Genomic DNA, 14,968 nt, shown 5'->3' on the forward strand with positions numbered 1-14,968 from the left:
CGCGTATTCTACCCCAAACCCCCCGGATACTCCCCATTGCCCGGGAAAGGCCGGCGGCGCTGGAGGATGCTCAGGCCGCCGCACGGGCGGCCAGGCGCACCCCCAGTTCGTCCAGCAGCCGCAGCAGGGCGTCGGAGGAGGCGAACATCTGCCCCAGCAGGGCCATGGTGGCGGGTGCTGCCGGACTCTGCCGCGCCGCCTCCAGGCCCCGGGCCTGCTGCGCCAGTTCCCCCAGCAGGCGGAAGCACTCCCGCACCTGGGCCGGGGCGCCGCCCGGCGCCGCAATCATCAGCCACTGGCTGAGGCCGCAGGCATCGAAGGCCGGCAGCGCCGCCTCCGCCCTCTCCGCCAGCCGGGCAGACACCCGCTCGCGCCACTGGCGGTGCTCGTGGCGCAGGTGGAACAGCTCGTACAGCCCCTGGTGCCAGGCCAGGCCCTGCAGGGCCGTCCATTCCCGGCGGGCCCGGTAGCCCGCCACCCAGGGCAGGACCGCCTCCGCCGCCATGGGCCGGCCGATGCCGAAGCCCTGGCCGATATGGCAGCCCATGGCCACCAGCAGCATGCCGTGCTCCGGGTCTTCCACCCCTTCGGCCACCAGTTCCCGGCCGAAGACCTGGGCGATCTGCACCACGGCCTGGATGATGGCCGGGTCTTCCCGCTGCTCGAACAGGTTGCGCACGAAGAACTGGTCGATCTTGATGGTGGCGGCAGGCAACTGGTGCAGATAGGCCAGGGAGGAGTAGCCGGTGCCGAAGTCGTCCAGGGCGAAACGCACGCCCATGCCGGCGCAGGCCCGCATCACCTCGCGCACGTGGGCCATGTCATCCAGGATGGAGGACTCGAGAATCTCGATTTCCAGGGAGTCGGCCCGGGCGCCGGGCACGTCGGCCAGGGCATGGCGCACCCGCTCGGGAAAATCGGGCAGTTGCAGGTGGCGGCCGGCGATATTGACGCTGATGCAGGTTTCCAGCCCGGCGCGGCGCCAGGAGACGGCCTGGGCCAGGGCCTCGCGCATGGCCCACTCGCCGAGACGGATGATGAAGTCGCTGCTTTCCACCACCGGCAGGAATTCTCCCGGCGGCACCATGCCCCGCTCCGGATGGAACCAGCGCAGCAGGGCCTCGAAGCCGAGCACCCGGCCGCTGGGCATGTCCACCTTGGGCTGGTAGTACAGCCGCAGTTCCTTGTTCTCCATGGCCAGGTCGAGTCGCCGCAGCATCTCCCGGCGGGCGTGGGTGCGCTTGTCCTGCTCGCCGTCGAAGAGGCGGAAATAGCCCCGGGCCTCCTGCTTGGCCTGGTGCAGGGCCATCTGGGCGTGGCGCACCAGGGTGTCGCCATCCTCCGAATCGGCGGGTAGCAGGGCAATGCCGGCGGAGAAGGTGATTTCCACCGCCTCGCCGTCGATTTCCAGGGGCGTGCGGTTGGTCTGCAGGGTGCGCACGATGCGCTCGTCCACATCGTCCCAGCCCCCCAGGTCGGGCAGCAGCAACATGAATTCGTCGCCGGCGATGCGGGCCAGCAGTTCCCCCGGCTGCAGGGATGCGCCGAAGCGCTGCCCCAGGGCCACCAGCACCCGGTTGCCCAGGTCGCTGCCGCGGGCCTCGTTGAAGGCGCGGAAGTCGTCCACATCCAGGTGCACCAGGGCCAGCCAGCGGCCCGTGGCCCGGGCCCGGACCACGGCCTGGTGCAGGGTGTTGTTGAACAGGATGGCGTTGGGCAGGCCGGTGAGCGGGTCGTAGTAGGCCGTCTGCTCCACCCGGTGCAGCACTTCCAGCTCGTAGCTGCGGCACAGGGTGATGGAGCGTCCCAGGCGCTCCAGGATGGGGGAGAACAGCTCCGGCAGGGAAAGACGGGTGGCCGGTCTGGCCGCCCCCAGCAGCAGGATCACCCCCTGCCCCGGCACCGGCAGCCGCAGCACCACCCCCAGGGGCTTGCGCAGGGCCAGGCCGGCCAGCAGTGCCCCGGCCTCGAACAGGGCCGGGCCGCCCTGCACCAGGGCGGCGGGCAGTGCCAGGGATTCGCCCTGGCGCCGGATCAGGTGGTAGTCGCCGATGGCCAGTTCCAGGCGACAGCGGCCGTCGGCCGCCCCCTCTTCCTCCACCAGCCACAGGCCGACGGGGAAGCCGGTGTGGTACATGAAGCGCTGCAGGGTACGCACCATCAGCGGCGCCACATTGACCTCGCCGCCGATGGTCAGCGCCAGGTCGTAGAGGATGGCCAGGGCCTGTTCGTCGTTTACCGCACCGACCACGAACCGCTCCAGGGAAGACCCACCAGGGTGGCGTTGTGGAACAGGGGGTAGCCGCCGCAGACGGCGGCCCCGATCTCGCCCAGGGAAAGGGCGCCCCACAGCTTGACCGGCCCCAGGCGCCGGGCCAGTTCGGCCAGCTCCCGATCCATCCCGGCCGGGCCCATGTGCATGCGTCGCCCGGCACAATAGAAGAGCAACAGGTCGGCGCCGGAGCGCGGCATGGCGGCCAGGCTGGCGGCCAGCTGGGGCACGCAGCGCTCGGCGCCGCTGCGGGCGTCGAGCAGGGTCAGCACCGAATTGGGCGGAATCTCGCCGACGCAGATGATGCCGCCGCCCTCGTCCAGGGCCACGGGAATGCGCACCAGCACCTCGCCGTCGGCCCGCAGGATGCCGAAGGGGAAATGCACGGCGTAGGTATAGAAGTTGTCCCGGTCGATGCTGACCCCGTACTGGCTGGCCATCATTTCCCCATAGACCTCCAGGGCCGGCCGCCAGTCGATCTGGACGATGCGGTTGCCGCTGGCGGAGGTGGCGGTGATGACCTGTTCGGGCACCTGGAAGCCGTGTTCGAGCACGGCGCCCTGGTGGCCCGGCAGAAGCTGCAGCAGCACTCCGTCGGCGATGCAGTGCTCCTGGTCGAACAGGCAGGGGATGGCAACGAAACGCTCGCTGCCCGCATTGACCCCGGCGTAGTGCACCCGGTCGGCCAGGGCCAGGTACCAGGCATCCAGGTGGGTGGCGATGTTCGGCACCAGGGCATCGAAGATGCAGAACAGGGTGGCCTCGGTGTCGTCGTCCAGCTGGGCATCGACATAGGCGGCGAGACGGCTGGCCAGGGGCGCCACCGCCTCGGCCCGGGACACGCCCTCCACCAGCAGGGGCGGCGGCGCTCCGTGCAGGGGCAGCAGCACCACTCCCCGGGGCAAGGCCCCGTCTTCCTGCAGCAGGGCCGGGAAGACCGCCCCGGCCAGGCTGACGCCGGCGCTGCGGCAGGCTGCCTGCAGCAGGGGCACGGCCTCGGCGCTGGCCTCGGCCACCAGGGCGAGGACGGAATACCCGGGCAGGCTCTCATGCCAGGCCGCCAGCACGGCCTCCAGGGCCTGGCCGGTCGGGGCTTCCAGATAGCGGGGGGAATCCATGGTGGAAGACGGGAAACGGGAACGATTTGGGGCGCCCATTGTCGCACAGCCCCCCGCAGCCACGGCTGCAATCCGTCACGGATCGGCCACCAGCGCCAAATCCATGGCACAGGAAGGGTTGTTTTGCCGCCCGCCCCGGGGCGAGAATGGCAAAAAAAGGGCGCGGCTTTTCCGCAGTCCCACATTCTCAGGGAAAACTCATATGCAACGATTGCTGGCAACGGCCCTGCTGGCCGCCCTCCTGCCTGCCGCGCCCCTCGGTGCGGCGGAAAACCTGCCGCCGGTGGAAGTGTTCGCCCCGGTGCCCTGCCTGGCCTGCATCGACTGGGCCGAGCACCTGCGGCAGAACGGCTTCAGCGTCACCATGAAGGAAACGGCGGACATGGCGGCCCTGAAAAAGCGCCTGAAAGTCCCCGCCGCGGTGGAGTCGGTACATACGGCCCGGGTCGCCGGCTACTTCATCGAAGGCCATGTGCCGGCCGAGGACATCAAGGAGCTGCTCAAGGAAAAGCCCAAGGCCCGGGGCCTGGCCGTGCCCGGCCTGCCCGCCGGGGCGCCGGGACGGGAGGCTTCCAACCCCAGCTGCGAGCGGGGCTGCACGGTGCTCGATTCGACGCCGGAGCAGCGGGAAGTGCGACGGGAGCTGTACGACACCCTGCTGGTGGATCTCAAGGGCCAGACCCGCATCTTCAACCGGCACTAGGCGGGGCCAGGGCCGGTCCGGGGACGGCCTTACGACGGCAACATGGGGGTGCTACACTCAGGGCCACAACACAGGCCCCAGGGCCCCGTATAACCATAGCGCCCCGACCATGCCCGATCCCGCCCCCGCCAAGGACATCGCTCCGGAAATCCCCGCCGAGAACCGGGTCAACCTGGACGAAGCCCGCCTGCAGATAGGCGACGCCCTGCAGCTGCAACCCAACGGCGACGCCAACGCCGCCCGCCACTACGTCAAGCTGATCGGCTTCACCAAGGGCGCCAGCGTCCTGGTCAGCACGCCCAAGGTGGACGGCGCCTACATTTTCGTGCGGGACGGCCAGAACTACGTGGTGCGGGCCTTCTCCGGCAAGAACGCCTACGCCTTCTCCACCACGGTGGTGCGTTCCGTGGCCGTACCCTATCCCTACCTGCACCTGTCCTACCCCAAGGACGTGCGCGCCCTGGTGGTGCGCCGCGGCGCCCGGGCCAAGGTCAATCTCATCGCCAGCGCCCGCCGCCTCGACGCCCAGGGCCAGGAAAGTCCGGACGCCTGCGCCGCCAGCATCCGCAACGTCAGCATCTCCGGCGCCATGCTGGCCTCGCCCCATCCCCTGGGGCTCCAGGGCGACAGCATCCGCCTCTCCTTCAAGATCGCCCTGGCCGACATCATTTCCCTGGTGACCCTGGATGCGGTCATCCGCGCCGTCAATCCGGGCGGCGAAGACCTGGGCCCCGGCATGATCGGCTACGGCCTGGAATTTGTCGGCGGCGAAGCCCAGGACCGCATCACCCTCACCGCCTTCGTCTACCAGAAGCTGCTGGAGCAGGACGCGGCAACTTAGAACCAGAGCGGAAGCCGCCATGTTGCACTACCTGCCGCCGGCCATACTGCTTGCTGTTCTCCTGGCACCACCGCTTTGCCTGGCTCGCTGGCCAGACAGATTTTCCTGGCCGACGCGTTACGCCCTCGCCGCTCTCCCCCTGCTGTACACCACAGGAGGCTGGCAGCTAGGGCTTGCCGGAGTGAATTTCTTCGCTTGCCAAGGCCACAGCAAGGACCTGCACGATTGCTGGCGCTGGGGCCTGGATTTCACGCCCCTGGTCGACCACGGTCTGTTCCTCATAATTCCTGGCCTATACATTGCCCTGCCCCTGTCCTGCTGGCTGCTGCTAAATACGGGAGCAAGACAGCTCGGCGCCTGGTACCTTCGCCTGTTGCAGGAAAGAAAAGGCAAGCGCTGAAGCGACGGGCATAAGCGACGGGCATATCACCAAGAAAAAAGCCGAACGGAACGTTCGGCTTTTTTCTTGCCTTGCCCTAGGCGAATGGGGGCGGCGCCAACTGTCATTGCTGAGGTTGCCACCGCTCCTGAAACACCGCCCCGGCTGGTCTTGCTCGTAGCACTTGCTGTTACGGTTCCAGAGCGGACAAACCTAGTCAGCGCTCCCAGCGGGCGGCCCGGCACGCTGGCGCAGACGCTCCTGGAAGGCCTGGGGATGCCCCAGGTAGGCGGAGACGTCGATGCTCTGCAGGCCCTCCGCCGTTTCGAGGACGAAAGTGGGAAAGCCCTGGGCGCCGACCCGGGCCATGAATTCCCGGGTGTCGCGGAAATGGGCCTGCACCGCCTCGCCCGACAGTTGCGTCAGAGTCTCGGCAAAGGCGGCGGCATCGAGCCCGAGGGATGCGGCCAGTTCCACCAGCACCGACGGCTCGGCGATGCGGCGGCCTTCTTCATAGTGGGCCACCTGCAACCGGGCCAGCATGTCCAGCCCGCGGCCGGCCAGCTGCTCGGCGGCCAGCATGGCGGCGGTGGGCGGCTCGGAGTCGAAGACGGCGCCGTTGTCCCGGAGCAGGCCGTCCGTGTAGGCAGGGCCGAAGGGCTGGCCGCTCAACTGGGCGATCCGCTGGTCATGGGGTTGGACATAGGCGCGCAGCTGGGGCGTCACCGCCTGGCGTCGGGCGCCGGCCATCATGCCGCCGCTGCGGGGCCGCACCGGCAAGACATCGCGGGCCGCCCGCACCAAGGGGGCGGCGCCATAGCACCAGCCGCACAGCGGGTCGTAGAGGTAATGCAGGATCGGGGCAGTCATGGTTCGGGAATTCCTTGGATGGAGGCGACAAATCAGGATCGTGCCGCCGCCCGGATGGCAGCGGCGCGGTGCTGGCGCAGGGTTTGAGGGCTTACCAGTGCATCTCGCCCTTGTTGACCTTGGCACCGATCTCCAGGGCCACGCCCAGACCGGCCCGGGGGTAGGCCTGCTGCATGGCGGCGATCAGCTCGGCGGCATTGGAGGCTTTGGCAGCTTCCGCGTCGAAGCGTTGCAGGTAGCTGCGGGTGTAGCCGATGGCGCTGGCATCCAGGGCCGTGCCGGGGGCCATGTGGCCCGGCACCACCAGGGCGGGCTGCAGCGCCTCGATCTCGTCCAGCTGGGCGAACCAGGCCTGGCGCTGGCTCGCCGTCCGGGTATCGGCGGTCCAGACGTGCAGGTTGCCGAAGATGGCGATATTGCCGACCACGGCCCGCAGCGACGGAATCCACACATAGGGGCGATGGGCCAGCTCGCCGCTGGTGCCGCGCACTTCGACGGTCTCGCCGTCGACGCTGAGGCGGGTGCCCTGCAGCAGTTCCGGCACGATCGGCTGACGGGGCCCGTTGGCGCCCATTTTCGGCCCCCAGAAGGCCATCTTGGCGGCCATTTTGGCCTGGATCTTTTCCCGCACCGCCGGCGTGGTCAGCACCCGGGCCTGGGGGAAATGGGCTTTGAGCACCTCGGCCCCGAAATAGAAATCCGGGTCCGCATTGCTGATGAAAATGGTCGTCAGGGTCTTGCCGCTGTCCAGCACATTGGCCGCCACCCGCAGGGCATCGGCCCGGGTGAAACCGGTGTCGATGACCACGGCTTCGCTCTTGCCGCTCACCACCACCGCATTGACGTGGAAGCTGTGGCCGTCGGCGTTGTACACCTGTACCTGCAGCGGCGCCGGGGTCCGGGCGGCACCCTGGCTTTGGGCATGGCCGGGGGCGACGATGCCGAGGGTCAGGGCGGGAATGGCGAAGCGGGCGATGCGCTTGAGGGAAAACATGGAAGTCTCCGTGCATGGATGGGTTGTGATGACAGGGCGAACTTTATCTATTGCAAAATGGTTGATAAAGTTCGATCCAGTTGATTATTTATTGCACAAATCGATCAAATGGACCGCCTGACCGCCGTACGCGTCTTCGTTGAAGTGGCCGACCGGGGCAGCCTGACCCAGGCCGCCGAGCACCTGGACATGTCGGCGGCCATGGTCAGCCGCTACCTGGCGGCGGTGGAGGACTGGTTCGACGCCCGCCTGCTGCACCGGACCACGCGCAAGGTCAGCCTCACCGACGCCGGCCTCGCCGCCCTGCCCTCCTGCCGGCAACTGCTGGAGATAGCCACCGAGGCCCGGCACCTGGCCGCGGCCCGCAACCGGGAGCCGGCCGGGGTGCTGCGCGTCACCACCGCCGGCTCCTTTGCCGACGCCCAGCTGACGGCGGCCCTGGCGGACTTCCAGCGGCAGCATGAGCAGGTGGAAATCGTCCTCTCGGTGGGGGACAAGCCCACCGACCTGGTGGCGGAACGGGTCGATCTGGCGGTACGCATCACCAACACCCTGGACCCGGCCATGATCGCGCGGCCCCTGGCCCGCTGCCGTTCCCTGCTGTGTGCCGCGCCCGCCTACCTGGAACGATATGGCAAGCCCGAAACGGCCGAGGACCTGCAGCGGCACCGCTGCATCGCCCACGCCTTCGGCATCGGCAAGCAGTACCGGTTCACGCGCAACGGCGCCGACCTTGCGGTGCCGGTGAACTGGAGCTTCCACACCAACGAGACGGCGGTGCTGCGGCGGGCCGTGCTGTGCGGCGCCGGCATCGGCATGCTGCCCACCTACTACCTGGGGGACGACCTGGGCGCCGGCCGCCTGGTGCCCCTGCTGCCGGACCATGAACCGGAAGTGCTGGGCATCCACGCCATCTACCTCTCCCGCCAGCACCAGCCCCTGGCCCTGCGCCTGCTGGTGGACTTCCTCGCCGAGCGCTTTGCCGGCGATCCGGCGCCGTGGGATCGGGGACTCGATCTGCCCGACCTCTCCTGAACGGCCGGGGCGACGACGGCCCCGCCAGGGTGCCGCCCCGGCGCCAGACGAAAAAAAGGCCGGCGCATTGCTGCGCCGGCCTTTTTCATGGGGATCGCCCTGGCTTAGTGGTGCCGGGTGCCGTTGCGGTGGTTGCCGCCGCTGCGGGGCGTACCGCCGTTGCCGCTGGCGGCACCGCCGCCGCTGCGACTGCGGCCTTCGCCGCCCTGGCCACGGCCGCCACTGCCGCCGTTACCGCCGCTGCGGTTGCCGCCGCCGTTGTTGCCGAAGCTGCGGCCCGGCTGGCCCTGCCCCTGGCGCTGGCCTTGGCCTTGGCGTTGTCCCTGGCCCTGGCGCTGGCCGCCGCGGTTCTGGGGCGGTGCCGGGGTCGGGTTGGCGCTGGGCTCGAAGCCGGGCAGCACTTCCTTCTCCAGGTCCTTCTTGATCAGACGTTCGATGCTGCGCAGGTTGTCCCGCTCGTCGTGGCAGACCAGGGAGATGGCCTCCCCTTCGGCGCCGGCGCGGCCGGTGCGGCCGATGCGGTGCACGTAGTCCTCGGCCACGTTGGGCAGCTCGTAGTTCACCACATAGGGCAGCTGGTCGATGTCGATGCCCCGGGCGGCGATGTCGGTGGCCACCAGGGCCACCAGCTTGCCTTCCTTGAACTCGGTCAGGGCCCGCACCCGGGCGCCCTGGGTCTTGTTGCCGTGCAGGGCGGCGGAGCGGATGCCTTCCTTGTCCAGGCGGCGGGAAAGGGCATCGGCGCCGTGCTTGGTGCGGGTGAAGATCAGCACCTGGTTCCAGCCCCGGTTCTCGAAGAGGTGCAGCAGCACGTCCTTCTTCTTTTCCCGGTCCACGTGAATGACCTTCTGGCTGACGGTTTCCACGGTGGTGTTGCGGCGGGCCACTTCGATGGACTGGGGGTCGTGCAGGAAGCTCCTGGCCAGTTCCTTGATCTCGTCGGAGAAGGTGGCGGAGAAGAGCAGGTTCTGGCGCTTGCCGTTGGGCGGCAGCAGGGCCAGGATCTTGCGGATGTCGCGGATGAAGCCCATGTCCAGCATGCGGTCGGCTTCGTCCAGGACCAGGATTTCGATGCCGGAAAGGTCCAGGGTGCGCTGGTTGATGTGGTCCAGCAGGCGGCCCGGGCAGGCCACCAGGATGTCCACGCCGCGCTTCAGGGCGGCGATCTGGGGATTCATGCCGACACCGCCGAACATGGACATGGACTTCAGGGGCAGATGCTGGCCGTAGGTACGGACGCTTTCTTCCACCTGCAGGGCCAGTTCCCGGGTCGGCGCCAGGATCAGCACCCGGGGCTTGCGCGCCAGGCGGTTGAGGGGGCTTTCGCCGGCCTGGGCCTGGGACAGCAGCTGCAGGATGGGCAGGGTGAAGCCGGCGGTCTTGCCGGTGCCGGTCTGGGCGCAGGCCATCAGGTCGCGGCCGGCGAGGACGGCGGGAATGGCCTGTTGTTGAATGGGGGTGGGTTCGGTGTAACCCTGCTCGGCAATGGCGCGCAGGATTTCGGCCTTGAGGCCGAGATCGGTAAACAGCATGGATGCTCCTGGTGGGTAGCCCTTGGGCCCTGCGTGCGCTGCGGCACGAACCAGTCGAGGCGAACTACGGGGATGGGGTAATTCACGCGGCGGGCAGAGGGCCCGGCCGGAGGGATTTCAACGAAATCACGACGCCCGCCGTGACTGATTACGGCGACGCGAGGCGCGCAGTGTAGCACGGTCCCCCGCCCCCCGGGCCGCCATTCGCCCCCGGGTTGCCGGAAACCTTCGCTTACACGGATGTAAATGTCTGCAAAAACGGCCGCCGGCCACCCGGCAGGTCCGGGGATAATTGTTAAGATTCAATCACCGGGCCGCATCCGAGCCGCTTGCGGCCCCCAGGCAAACTGCCTGCCAGCGGCTTGCCCGCGGCCAATCCGGGCCGCCGCAGCGTCCCGTCGGCACCCGCCGTTCCGCTCTTCTCCACCACTGTCCTGGCCCACCGTCGCCCCCACCGGAATCCCATGCCGCTCTCCCCGCCCCCCTTCCTCCGCCGCCCCGCCGGCCGCACCCTGCTCCTGCTGGCCCTGGCCGGCAGCCTGGGGGGCTGCACCCTGTTCACCCCGGCACCGGACCTGGAGCAGCGCCGCCTGCAGGTAAGCGTGCCGGAGCAATGGCAGGGCCCAGCCCCGGCACGGGCCGAGACAACCGCGGAGGCCACCACCGAGGCCGATGAGGCTGCCGTGCTGGCCCAGTGGTGGACCCGCTTCAACGACCCGCTGCTCGACCAGCTGATCGCCCAGGGCCTTTCCGCCTCGCCGGACCTGCGCAGCGCCCAGGCCAAGCTGCGCAGCGCCCGGGCCAGCCGGGACCTGGCCGCCGCCGACTACTACCCGGGCCTCAGCGCCTCCACCGGCGCCACCGGCAGCAAGGCCAGTCCCGCCGTCAGCGGCGGCAGCAGCCGGCGCACCACCATCTACGACGCCGGCTTCGACGCCAGCTGGGAGCCGGACATCTTCGGCGTGGTGCGCCAGGACGTCAGCGCCGCCGATGCGGACGTGGCCGCCCAGGCCGCCACCCTGGAATACGCCCGGGTCACCCTGGTGGGCGAGGTGGCGCGCAACTACGTGGAGCTGCGCACCTACCAGGAACGCCTGCAGATCGCCCGGGACAACGCCAGCAGCCAGGCCGAAACCCTGGAGATCACCCAGTGGCGGCAGCAGGCCGGCCTGGCCACCGAACTGGACGTGGAACAGGCCCGCACCAGCCTGGAACAGACCAGGGCCACCATTCCCGCCCTGGTGAGCAACGTCGCCGCCTCCCAGAACCGCCTGGCCGTGCTCCTGGGCCAGACCCCGGGCAGCCTGCAGGAACGGCTCGGCAGCGCCCGGCCCCTGCCGGCGGCGCCCCGGGAGATTGCCGTCGGCATTCCCGCCGACGCCCTGCGCCGCCGCCCCGACGTGCGCGCCGCCGAGCGCACCCTGGCGGCAGAAACGGCCCGGGTCCATGCCCGGGTGGCGGAACGCTATCCCAGCTTCACCCTCAGCGGCAGTTTCGGCTGGCAGGCCCTCACCTCCGGCGCCCTGGGCGGCAGCGGCACCGTGGCCCGCTCCCTGGCGGGCACCCTGGCCGCCACCCTGTTCGACGGCGGCCGCCTGAAGAGCCGCATCGCGGTGCAGGACGCCGCCCAGGAACAGGCCCTGATCGCCTACGAGCAGAAAATTCTGACGGCCCTGGAAGATACGGAAAACGCCCTGGCCGCCTACGCCGCCGGCCGGGAGCAGGAGGCCACCCGCCGCCGCGCCGCCGAGGCGGCCCGCAACGCGGCCCAGCTGGCGCGGCAGATGTACCAGGCCGGCCTGACGGACTTCCAGAAGGTGCTGGATACCGAACGCACCCGCCTCAGCGCCGAGGACAGCCTGGCCACGGCCCGCCTGGCCGTGCTCAGCGCCGTGATCCAGCTCTACAAGGCCCTCGGCGGCGGCTGGAGCGCCCCCGAGGCCCCGGCGGACGCCATCGCTGCCTCCGCTGCCACACCCCTTTCGACACAGGAAAAGACCGCCCCATGACCTCGCCCCAGGACAACCCCACCGGCGCCCTCCAGGACCTCCTCAAGAAGGCCGCCGGCAGCGGCGCCCAGCCCCTCTGGCAGCGTTATCCCAAGCGCTTCCTGGCGGGGGGCGCCATCGCCGTGCTGGCCCTCGCCCTGCTTCTTTCCGGCGGCAAGAAGAGCCAGGGCCAGTTCCTCACGGAAACCGTGGACAGCGGCCCCCTGGTGGTCACCGTCTCCGCCAGCGGCACCCTGGCGCCGACCAAGTCGGTGGACGTGGGCAGCGAGCTTTCCGGCACCCTGGAGTCGGTGCTGGTACAGGAGAACGAGCAGGTGAAAAAGGGCCAGCTGCTGGCCCAGCTGGACATCTCCAAACTCAAGGACCAGGTGGTCAAGTCCCAGGCCGCCGTGGCCGCCGCCGAAGCCAGCGTGGCCCAGGCCGTGGCCACCGTGGCCGAGGCCCGGGCCAGCCTCTCGCGCATGCGTCAGGTGGCGGAGCTGTCCGGCGGCAAGGTGCCGGCCAAGACCGAACTGGAAACGGCGGAAGCGACCCTGCTGCGGGCCCAGGCCAACGAGGCCAGCGCCCGGGCGACGGTGACCCAGGCCCGGGCCACCCTGAAGTCGGACGAGACCAATATCGCCAAGGCCACCATCCGCTCCCCGGTGGACGGGGTGGTGCTGACGCGCAAGGTGGAACCGGGCCAGACCGTGGTCGCCGCCATGACCACCCCAGTGCTCTTTTCCCTGGCCGAGGACCTGACCCAGATGGAACTGCAGGTGAAGGTGGACGAGGCCGACGTGGGCAGCGTGCAGGTGGGGCAGCAGGCCAGCTTCACCGTCTCCGCCTGGAGCGGGCGCAAGTTCCCGGCCCAGATCCAGCGGGTCGGCATCGGCGCCACCACCACCGACAACGTGGTCACCTACAAGACCGTGCTCAAGGTGGCCAACAACGACCTGGCCCTGCGCCCGGGCATGACCGCCACCGCCGAGATCATCACCGCCAGCCGGGACAAAGCCCTGCTGGTGCCCAACGCCGCCCTGCGCTTCACCCCGCCCCAGGCGGCCGGCGGCGACCAGCGCAGCCTCCTCTCCCGCCTCATGCCCGGGCCGCCCCGGGAGCCGGAGAAGAAGCGCAAGGACAACGGCGCCGCCGCCACCCAGGTGTGGGTACTGCAGGAGGGCCAGCCGGTGGCCGTGGCCGTCACCCCGGGGGTCAGCAACGGCCGCTATACGGAGATACTGGGCGGCGACCTGCAGCCGGGCATGGCCGTCATCACCGAATACCAGGAGATGCGCCCGTGAGTTCCGGCAACGGCGCGGCGCCGCCCCTGATCCAGTTCCGCCGCATCACCAAGACCTACGGCCAGGGCCAGGCCGAGTTCCAGGCCCTGCGCGGCGTCGACCTGGAAATTGCCGAAGGGGACTTCGTCGCCGTCATGGGCCCCAGCGGCTCGGGCAAATCCACGGTGATGAACATCCTCGGCTGCCTGGACAGCCCCAGCAGCGGCGACTACCTGTTCCAGGGCGTGCCGGTGCAGGACCTCTCCCGCAACCAGCGGGCCCTGCTGCGCCGCCACTACCTGGGCTTCGTCTTCCAGGGCTTCAACCTGCTGGCCCGCACCTCGGCCCAGGAGAACGTGGAACTGCCCCTGCTCTACCGCGGCGAGTCGCCGGAAGCGCGGCACCGGGCCTCCCGGGAAGCCCTGGCCCGGGTCGGCCTCAACGGCTGGGAGCACCACACCCCGGCCGAGCTTTCCGGCGGCCAGCAGCAGCGGGTGGCCATCGCCCGGGCCATCGTCACCAATCCCCTGGTGCTCCTCGCCGACGAGCCCACCGGCAACCTGGACAGCCAGCGCAGTCACGAAATCATGGAACTGCTGGTGAGGCTGAACCGGGAACAGGGCATCACCATCGCCATGGTCACCCACGAGCCCGACATGGCCGCCTACGCCAGCCGCATCGTCCATTTCGTGGACGGCCGGGTGGCCAGCGACGAACGCACCGCGGAGCCCGCCCCATGTTCCTGAACGCCATCCTCCTGGCCCTGCGGGAGATCCGCCGCAACCTGATGCGCTCCTTCCTGACGGTGCTGGGCATCGTCATCGGCGTCGCCGCCGTCATCACCATGGTGACCCTGGGAAACGGCGCCACCCGCATGGTGGCCGAGCAGATTTCCAGCCTCGGCAGCAACCTGCTCATCCTGCGCCCCGGCCAGCGCCTCGGCCCCGGACGGGACAGCGCCGGCGCCCCCAATTTCCGCGCCGCCGACGTGGAGGCCCTGCTCACCCAGGTGCCCTCCCTCAAGGCCGTGGCGCCGGTGGTGAGCAGCACCGTGACCCTGGTGGCCGGCGCCGAGAACTGGTCTTCCAGCGTCACCGGCAGCACCAACGCCTATTTCGTCGCCGGCAACTGGAAGCTGGCCGCCGGCCGCCAGTTCAGCGACGAGGAAATGCGCGCCGGCAAGGCAGTGTGCGTCATCGGCAACACGGTCAAGCAAAAGCTCTTCGCCGGCCAGAGCCCCCTGGGCAACGCGGTGCGGGTGAAGAACTTCTCCTGCGAGATCGTCGGCATCCTGGCCAGCAAGGGCCAGGGCGCCATGGGCATGGATCAGGACGACGTGGTGCTGATGCCCCTGGTGACGGCCCAGCGCCGCCTCACCGGCAAGACCCAGGACGTCTCCACCCTGATGCTGTCCCTCAAGGACGGCGCCAGTTCCCCCCGGGTCATGGAGCAGATCCGGCAGCTGATGCGGGAGCGGCGCAAGCTGGCGGAGAACGACGACGACAACTTCAACCTGATGGACACCAAGCAGATCGCCGAAGCCCTCTCCGGCACCATCGGCACCATGACCACCCTGCTCGGCGCCGTGGCCGCGGTGAGCCTGCTGGTGGGCGGCATCGGCATCATGAACATCATGCTGGTGTCGGTCACCGAACGCACCCGGGAGATCGGCATCCGCCTGGCCATCGGCGCCCTGGAGAACGAGGTGCTGCTGCAGTTCCTCATCGAGGCCGTGGCCCTCTCCGCCTTCGGCGGCCTGGTCGGCATCATTCTGGCCCTGCTCGCCTGCCTCGGCCTCTCGGCCCTGATGGGCATGCCCTTCCTCTTCAATCCGGGCATCAACCTGCTGGCCTTCGGCTTCTCCGCCGCCATCGGCGTCATCTTCGGCTACGTCCCGGCCCGCCGCGCCGCCGGCCTGGACCCCATCGAGGCCCTGCGCCACGAATGAGGCCA

13 protein-coding genes are annotated in these 14,968 nt (G+C 69.5%); 8 read left to right on the top strand and 5 right to left on the bottom strand.

Going from position 1 to position 14,968, the window contains the following annotated elements; genetic code table 11:
- Positions 1–70: 70 nt before the first annotated feature.
- The gene (locus EV678_RS05855) at positions 71–2,251 is read right to left on the bottom strand and encodes a putative bifunctional diguanylate cyclase/phosphodiesterase (protein WP_130458825.1); all 2,181 of its coding nucleotides are present in this window, start codon (positions 2,249–2,251) and stop codon (positions 71–73) included.
- Complete coding sequence (locus EV678_RS05860) at positions 2,236–3,390, bottom strand: FIST signal transduction protein (protein WP_014238180.1); 1,155 nt, start codon at positions 3,388–3,390, stop codon at positions 2,236–2,238. Before EV678_RS05860 ends, EV678_RS05855 begins: the two co-directional genes overlap by 16 nt.
- A gap of 202 nt (positions 3,391–3,592) precedes the next feature.
- Between EV678_RS05860 and EV678_RS05865 the strand changes: the two genes are divergently transcribed.
- From EV678_RS05865 to EV678_RS05875, 3 genes are all read left to right on the top strand, one after another.
- Positions 3,593–4,093, top strand: a complete 501-nt coding sequence (locus EV678_RS05865; RefSeq protein WP_130458827.1) for a DUF411 domain-containing protein — start codon at positions 3,593–3,595, stop codon at positions 4,091–4,093.
- Between the two features lie 109 nt (positions 4,094–4,202).
- Positions 4,203–4,934 (top strand): flagellar brake protein, encoded by a 732-nt coding sequence (locus EV678_RS05870; protein ID WP_130458828.1) that lies wholly within the window; start codon positions 4,203–4,205, stop codon positions 4,932–4,934.
- Between the two features lie 19 nt (positions 4,935–4,953).
- A complete protein-coding gene (locus tag EV678_RS05875) occupies positions 4,954–5,334 on the top strand; it encodes a hypothetical protein (protein WP_043798359.1) in 381 nt (126 codons plus the stop codon).
- Positions 5,335–5,526: 192 nt separating this feature from the next.
- Here the strand turns inward: EV678_RS05875 and EV678_RS05880 are convergent, their stop codons facing one another.
- Positions 5,527–6,183: a DsbA family protein gene (locus tag EV678_RS05880; RefSeq protein ID WP_014238183.1), complete on the bottom strand. Its 657-nt coding sequence runs from the start codon at positions 6,181–6,183 to the stop codon at positions 5,527–5,529.
- A gap of 91 nt (positions 6,184–6,274) precedes the next feature.
- Positions 6,275–7,177: an MBL fold metallo-hydrolase gene (locus EV678_RS05885; RefSeq protein WP_207222184.1), complete on the bottom strand. Its 903-nt coding sequence runs from the start codon at positions 7,175–7,177 to the stop codon at positions 6,275–6,277.
- A 108-nt stretch (positions 7,178–7,285) separates the two neighbouring features.
- Between EV678_RS05885 and EV678_RS05890 the strand changes: the two genes are divergently transcribed.
- Positions 7,286–8,212 (top strand): LysR family transcriptional regulator, encoded by a 927-nt coding sequence (locus EV678_RS05890; RefSeq protein ID WP_014238185.1) that lies wholly within the window; start codon positions 7,286–7,288, stop codon positions 8,210–8,212.
- A 104-nt stretch (positions 8,213–8,316) separates the two neighbouring features.
- On the opposite strand, the gene EV678_RS05895 is transcribed toward EV678_RS05890, so the two are convergent.
- Positions 8,317–9,744, bottom strand: a complete 1,428-nt coding sequence (locus EV678_RS05895) for a DEAD/DEAH box helicase (protein ID WP_130458829.1) — start codon at positions 9,742–9,744, stop codon at positions 8,317–8,319.
- Between the two features lie 464 nt (positions 9,745–10,208).
- Here EV678_RS05895 and EV678_RS05900 point away from each other — a divergent pair, with 464 nt between their 5' ends.
- From EV678_RS05900 to EV678_RS05915, 4 genes are read left to right on the top strand one after another with little or no spacing between them, the layout of a single operon-like run.
- Positions 10,209–11,753: an efflux transporter outer membrane subunit gene (locus tag EV678_RS05900; protein WP_130458830.1), complete on the top strand. Its 1,545-nt coding sequence runs from the start codon at positions 10,209–10,211 to the stop codon at positions 11,751–11,753.
- Positions 11,750–13,036 (top strand): efflux RND transporter periplasmic adaptor subunit, encoded by a 1,287-nt coding sequence (locus EV678_RS05905; RefSeq protein ID WP_130458831.1) that lies wholly within the window; start codon positions 11,750–11,752, stop codon positions 13,034–13,036. The genes EV678_RS05900 and EV678_RS05905 overlap by 4 nt, the downstream gene beginning before the upstream one ends.
- On the top strand, positions 13,033–13,761 hold the full coding sequence (locus EV678_RS05910; protein WP_014238189.1) for an ABC transporter ATP-binding protein: 729 nt from the start codon (positions 13,033–13,035) through the stop codon (positions 13,759–13,761). Before EV678_RS05905 ends, EV678_RS05910 begins: the two co-directional genes overlap by 4 nt.
- Positions 13,752–14,963 (top strand): ABC transporter permease, encoded by a 1,212-nt coding sequence (locus tag EV678_RS05915; protein ID WP_014238190.1) that lies wholly within the window; start codon positions 13,752–13,754, stop codon positions 14,961–14,963. The genes EV678_RS05910 and EV678_RS05915 overlap by 10 nt, the downstream gene beginning before the upstream one ends.
- Positions 14,964–14,968: the final 5 nt, after the last annotated feature.

It is taken from the genome of Azospira oryzae (genome assembly GCF_004217225.1).
Classification (GTDB): domain Bacteria; phylum Pseudomonadota; class Gammaproteobacteria; order Burkholderiales; family Rhodocyclaceae; genus Azospira; species Azospira oryzae.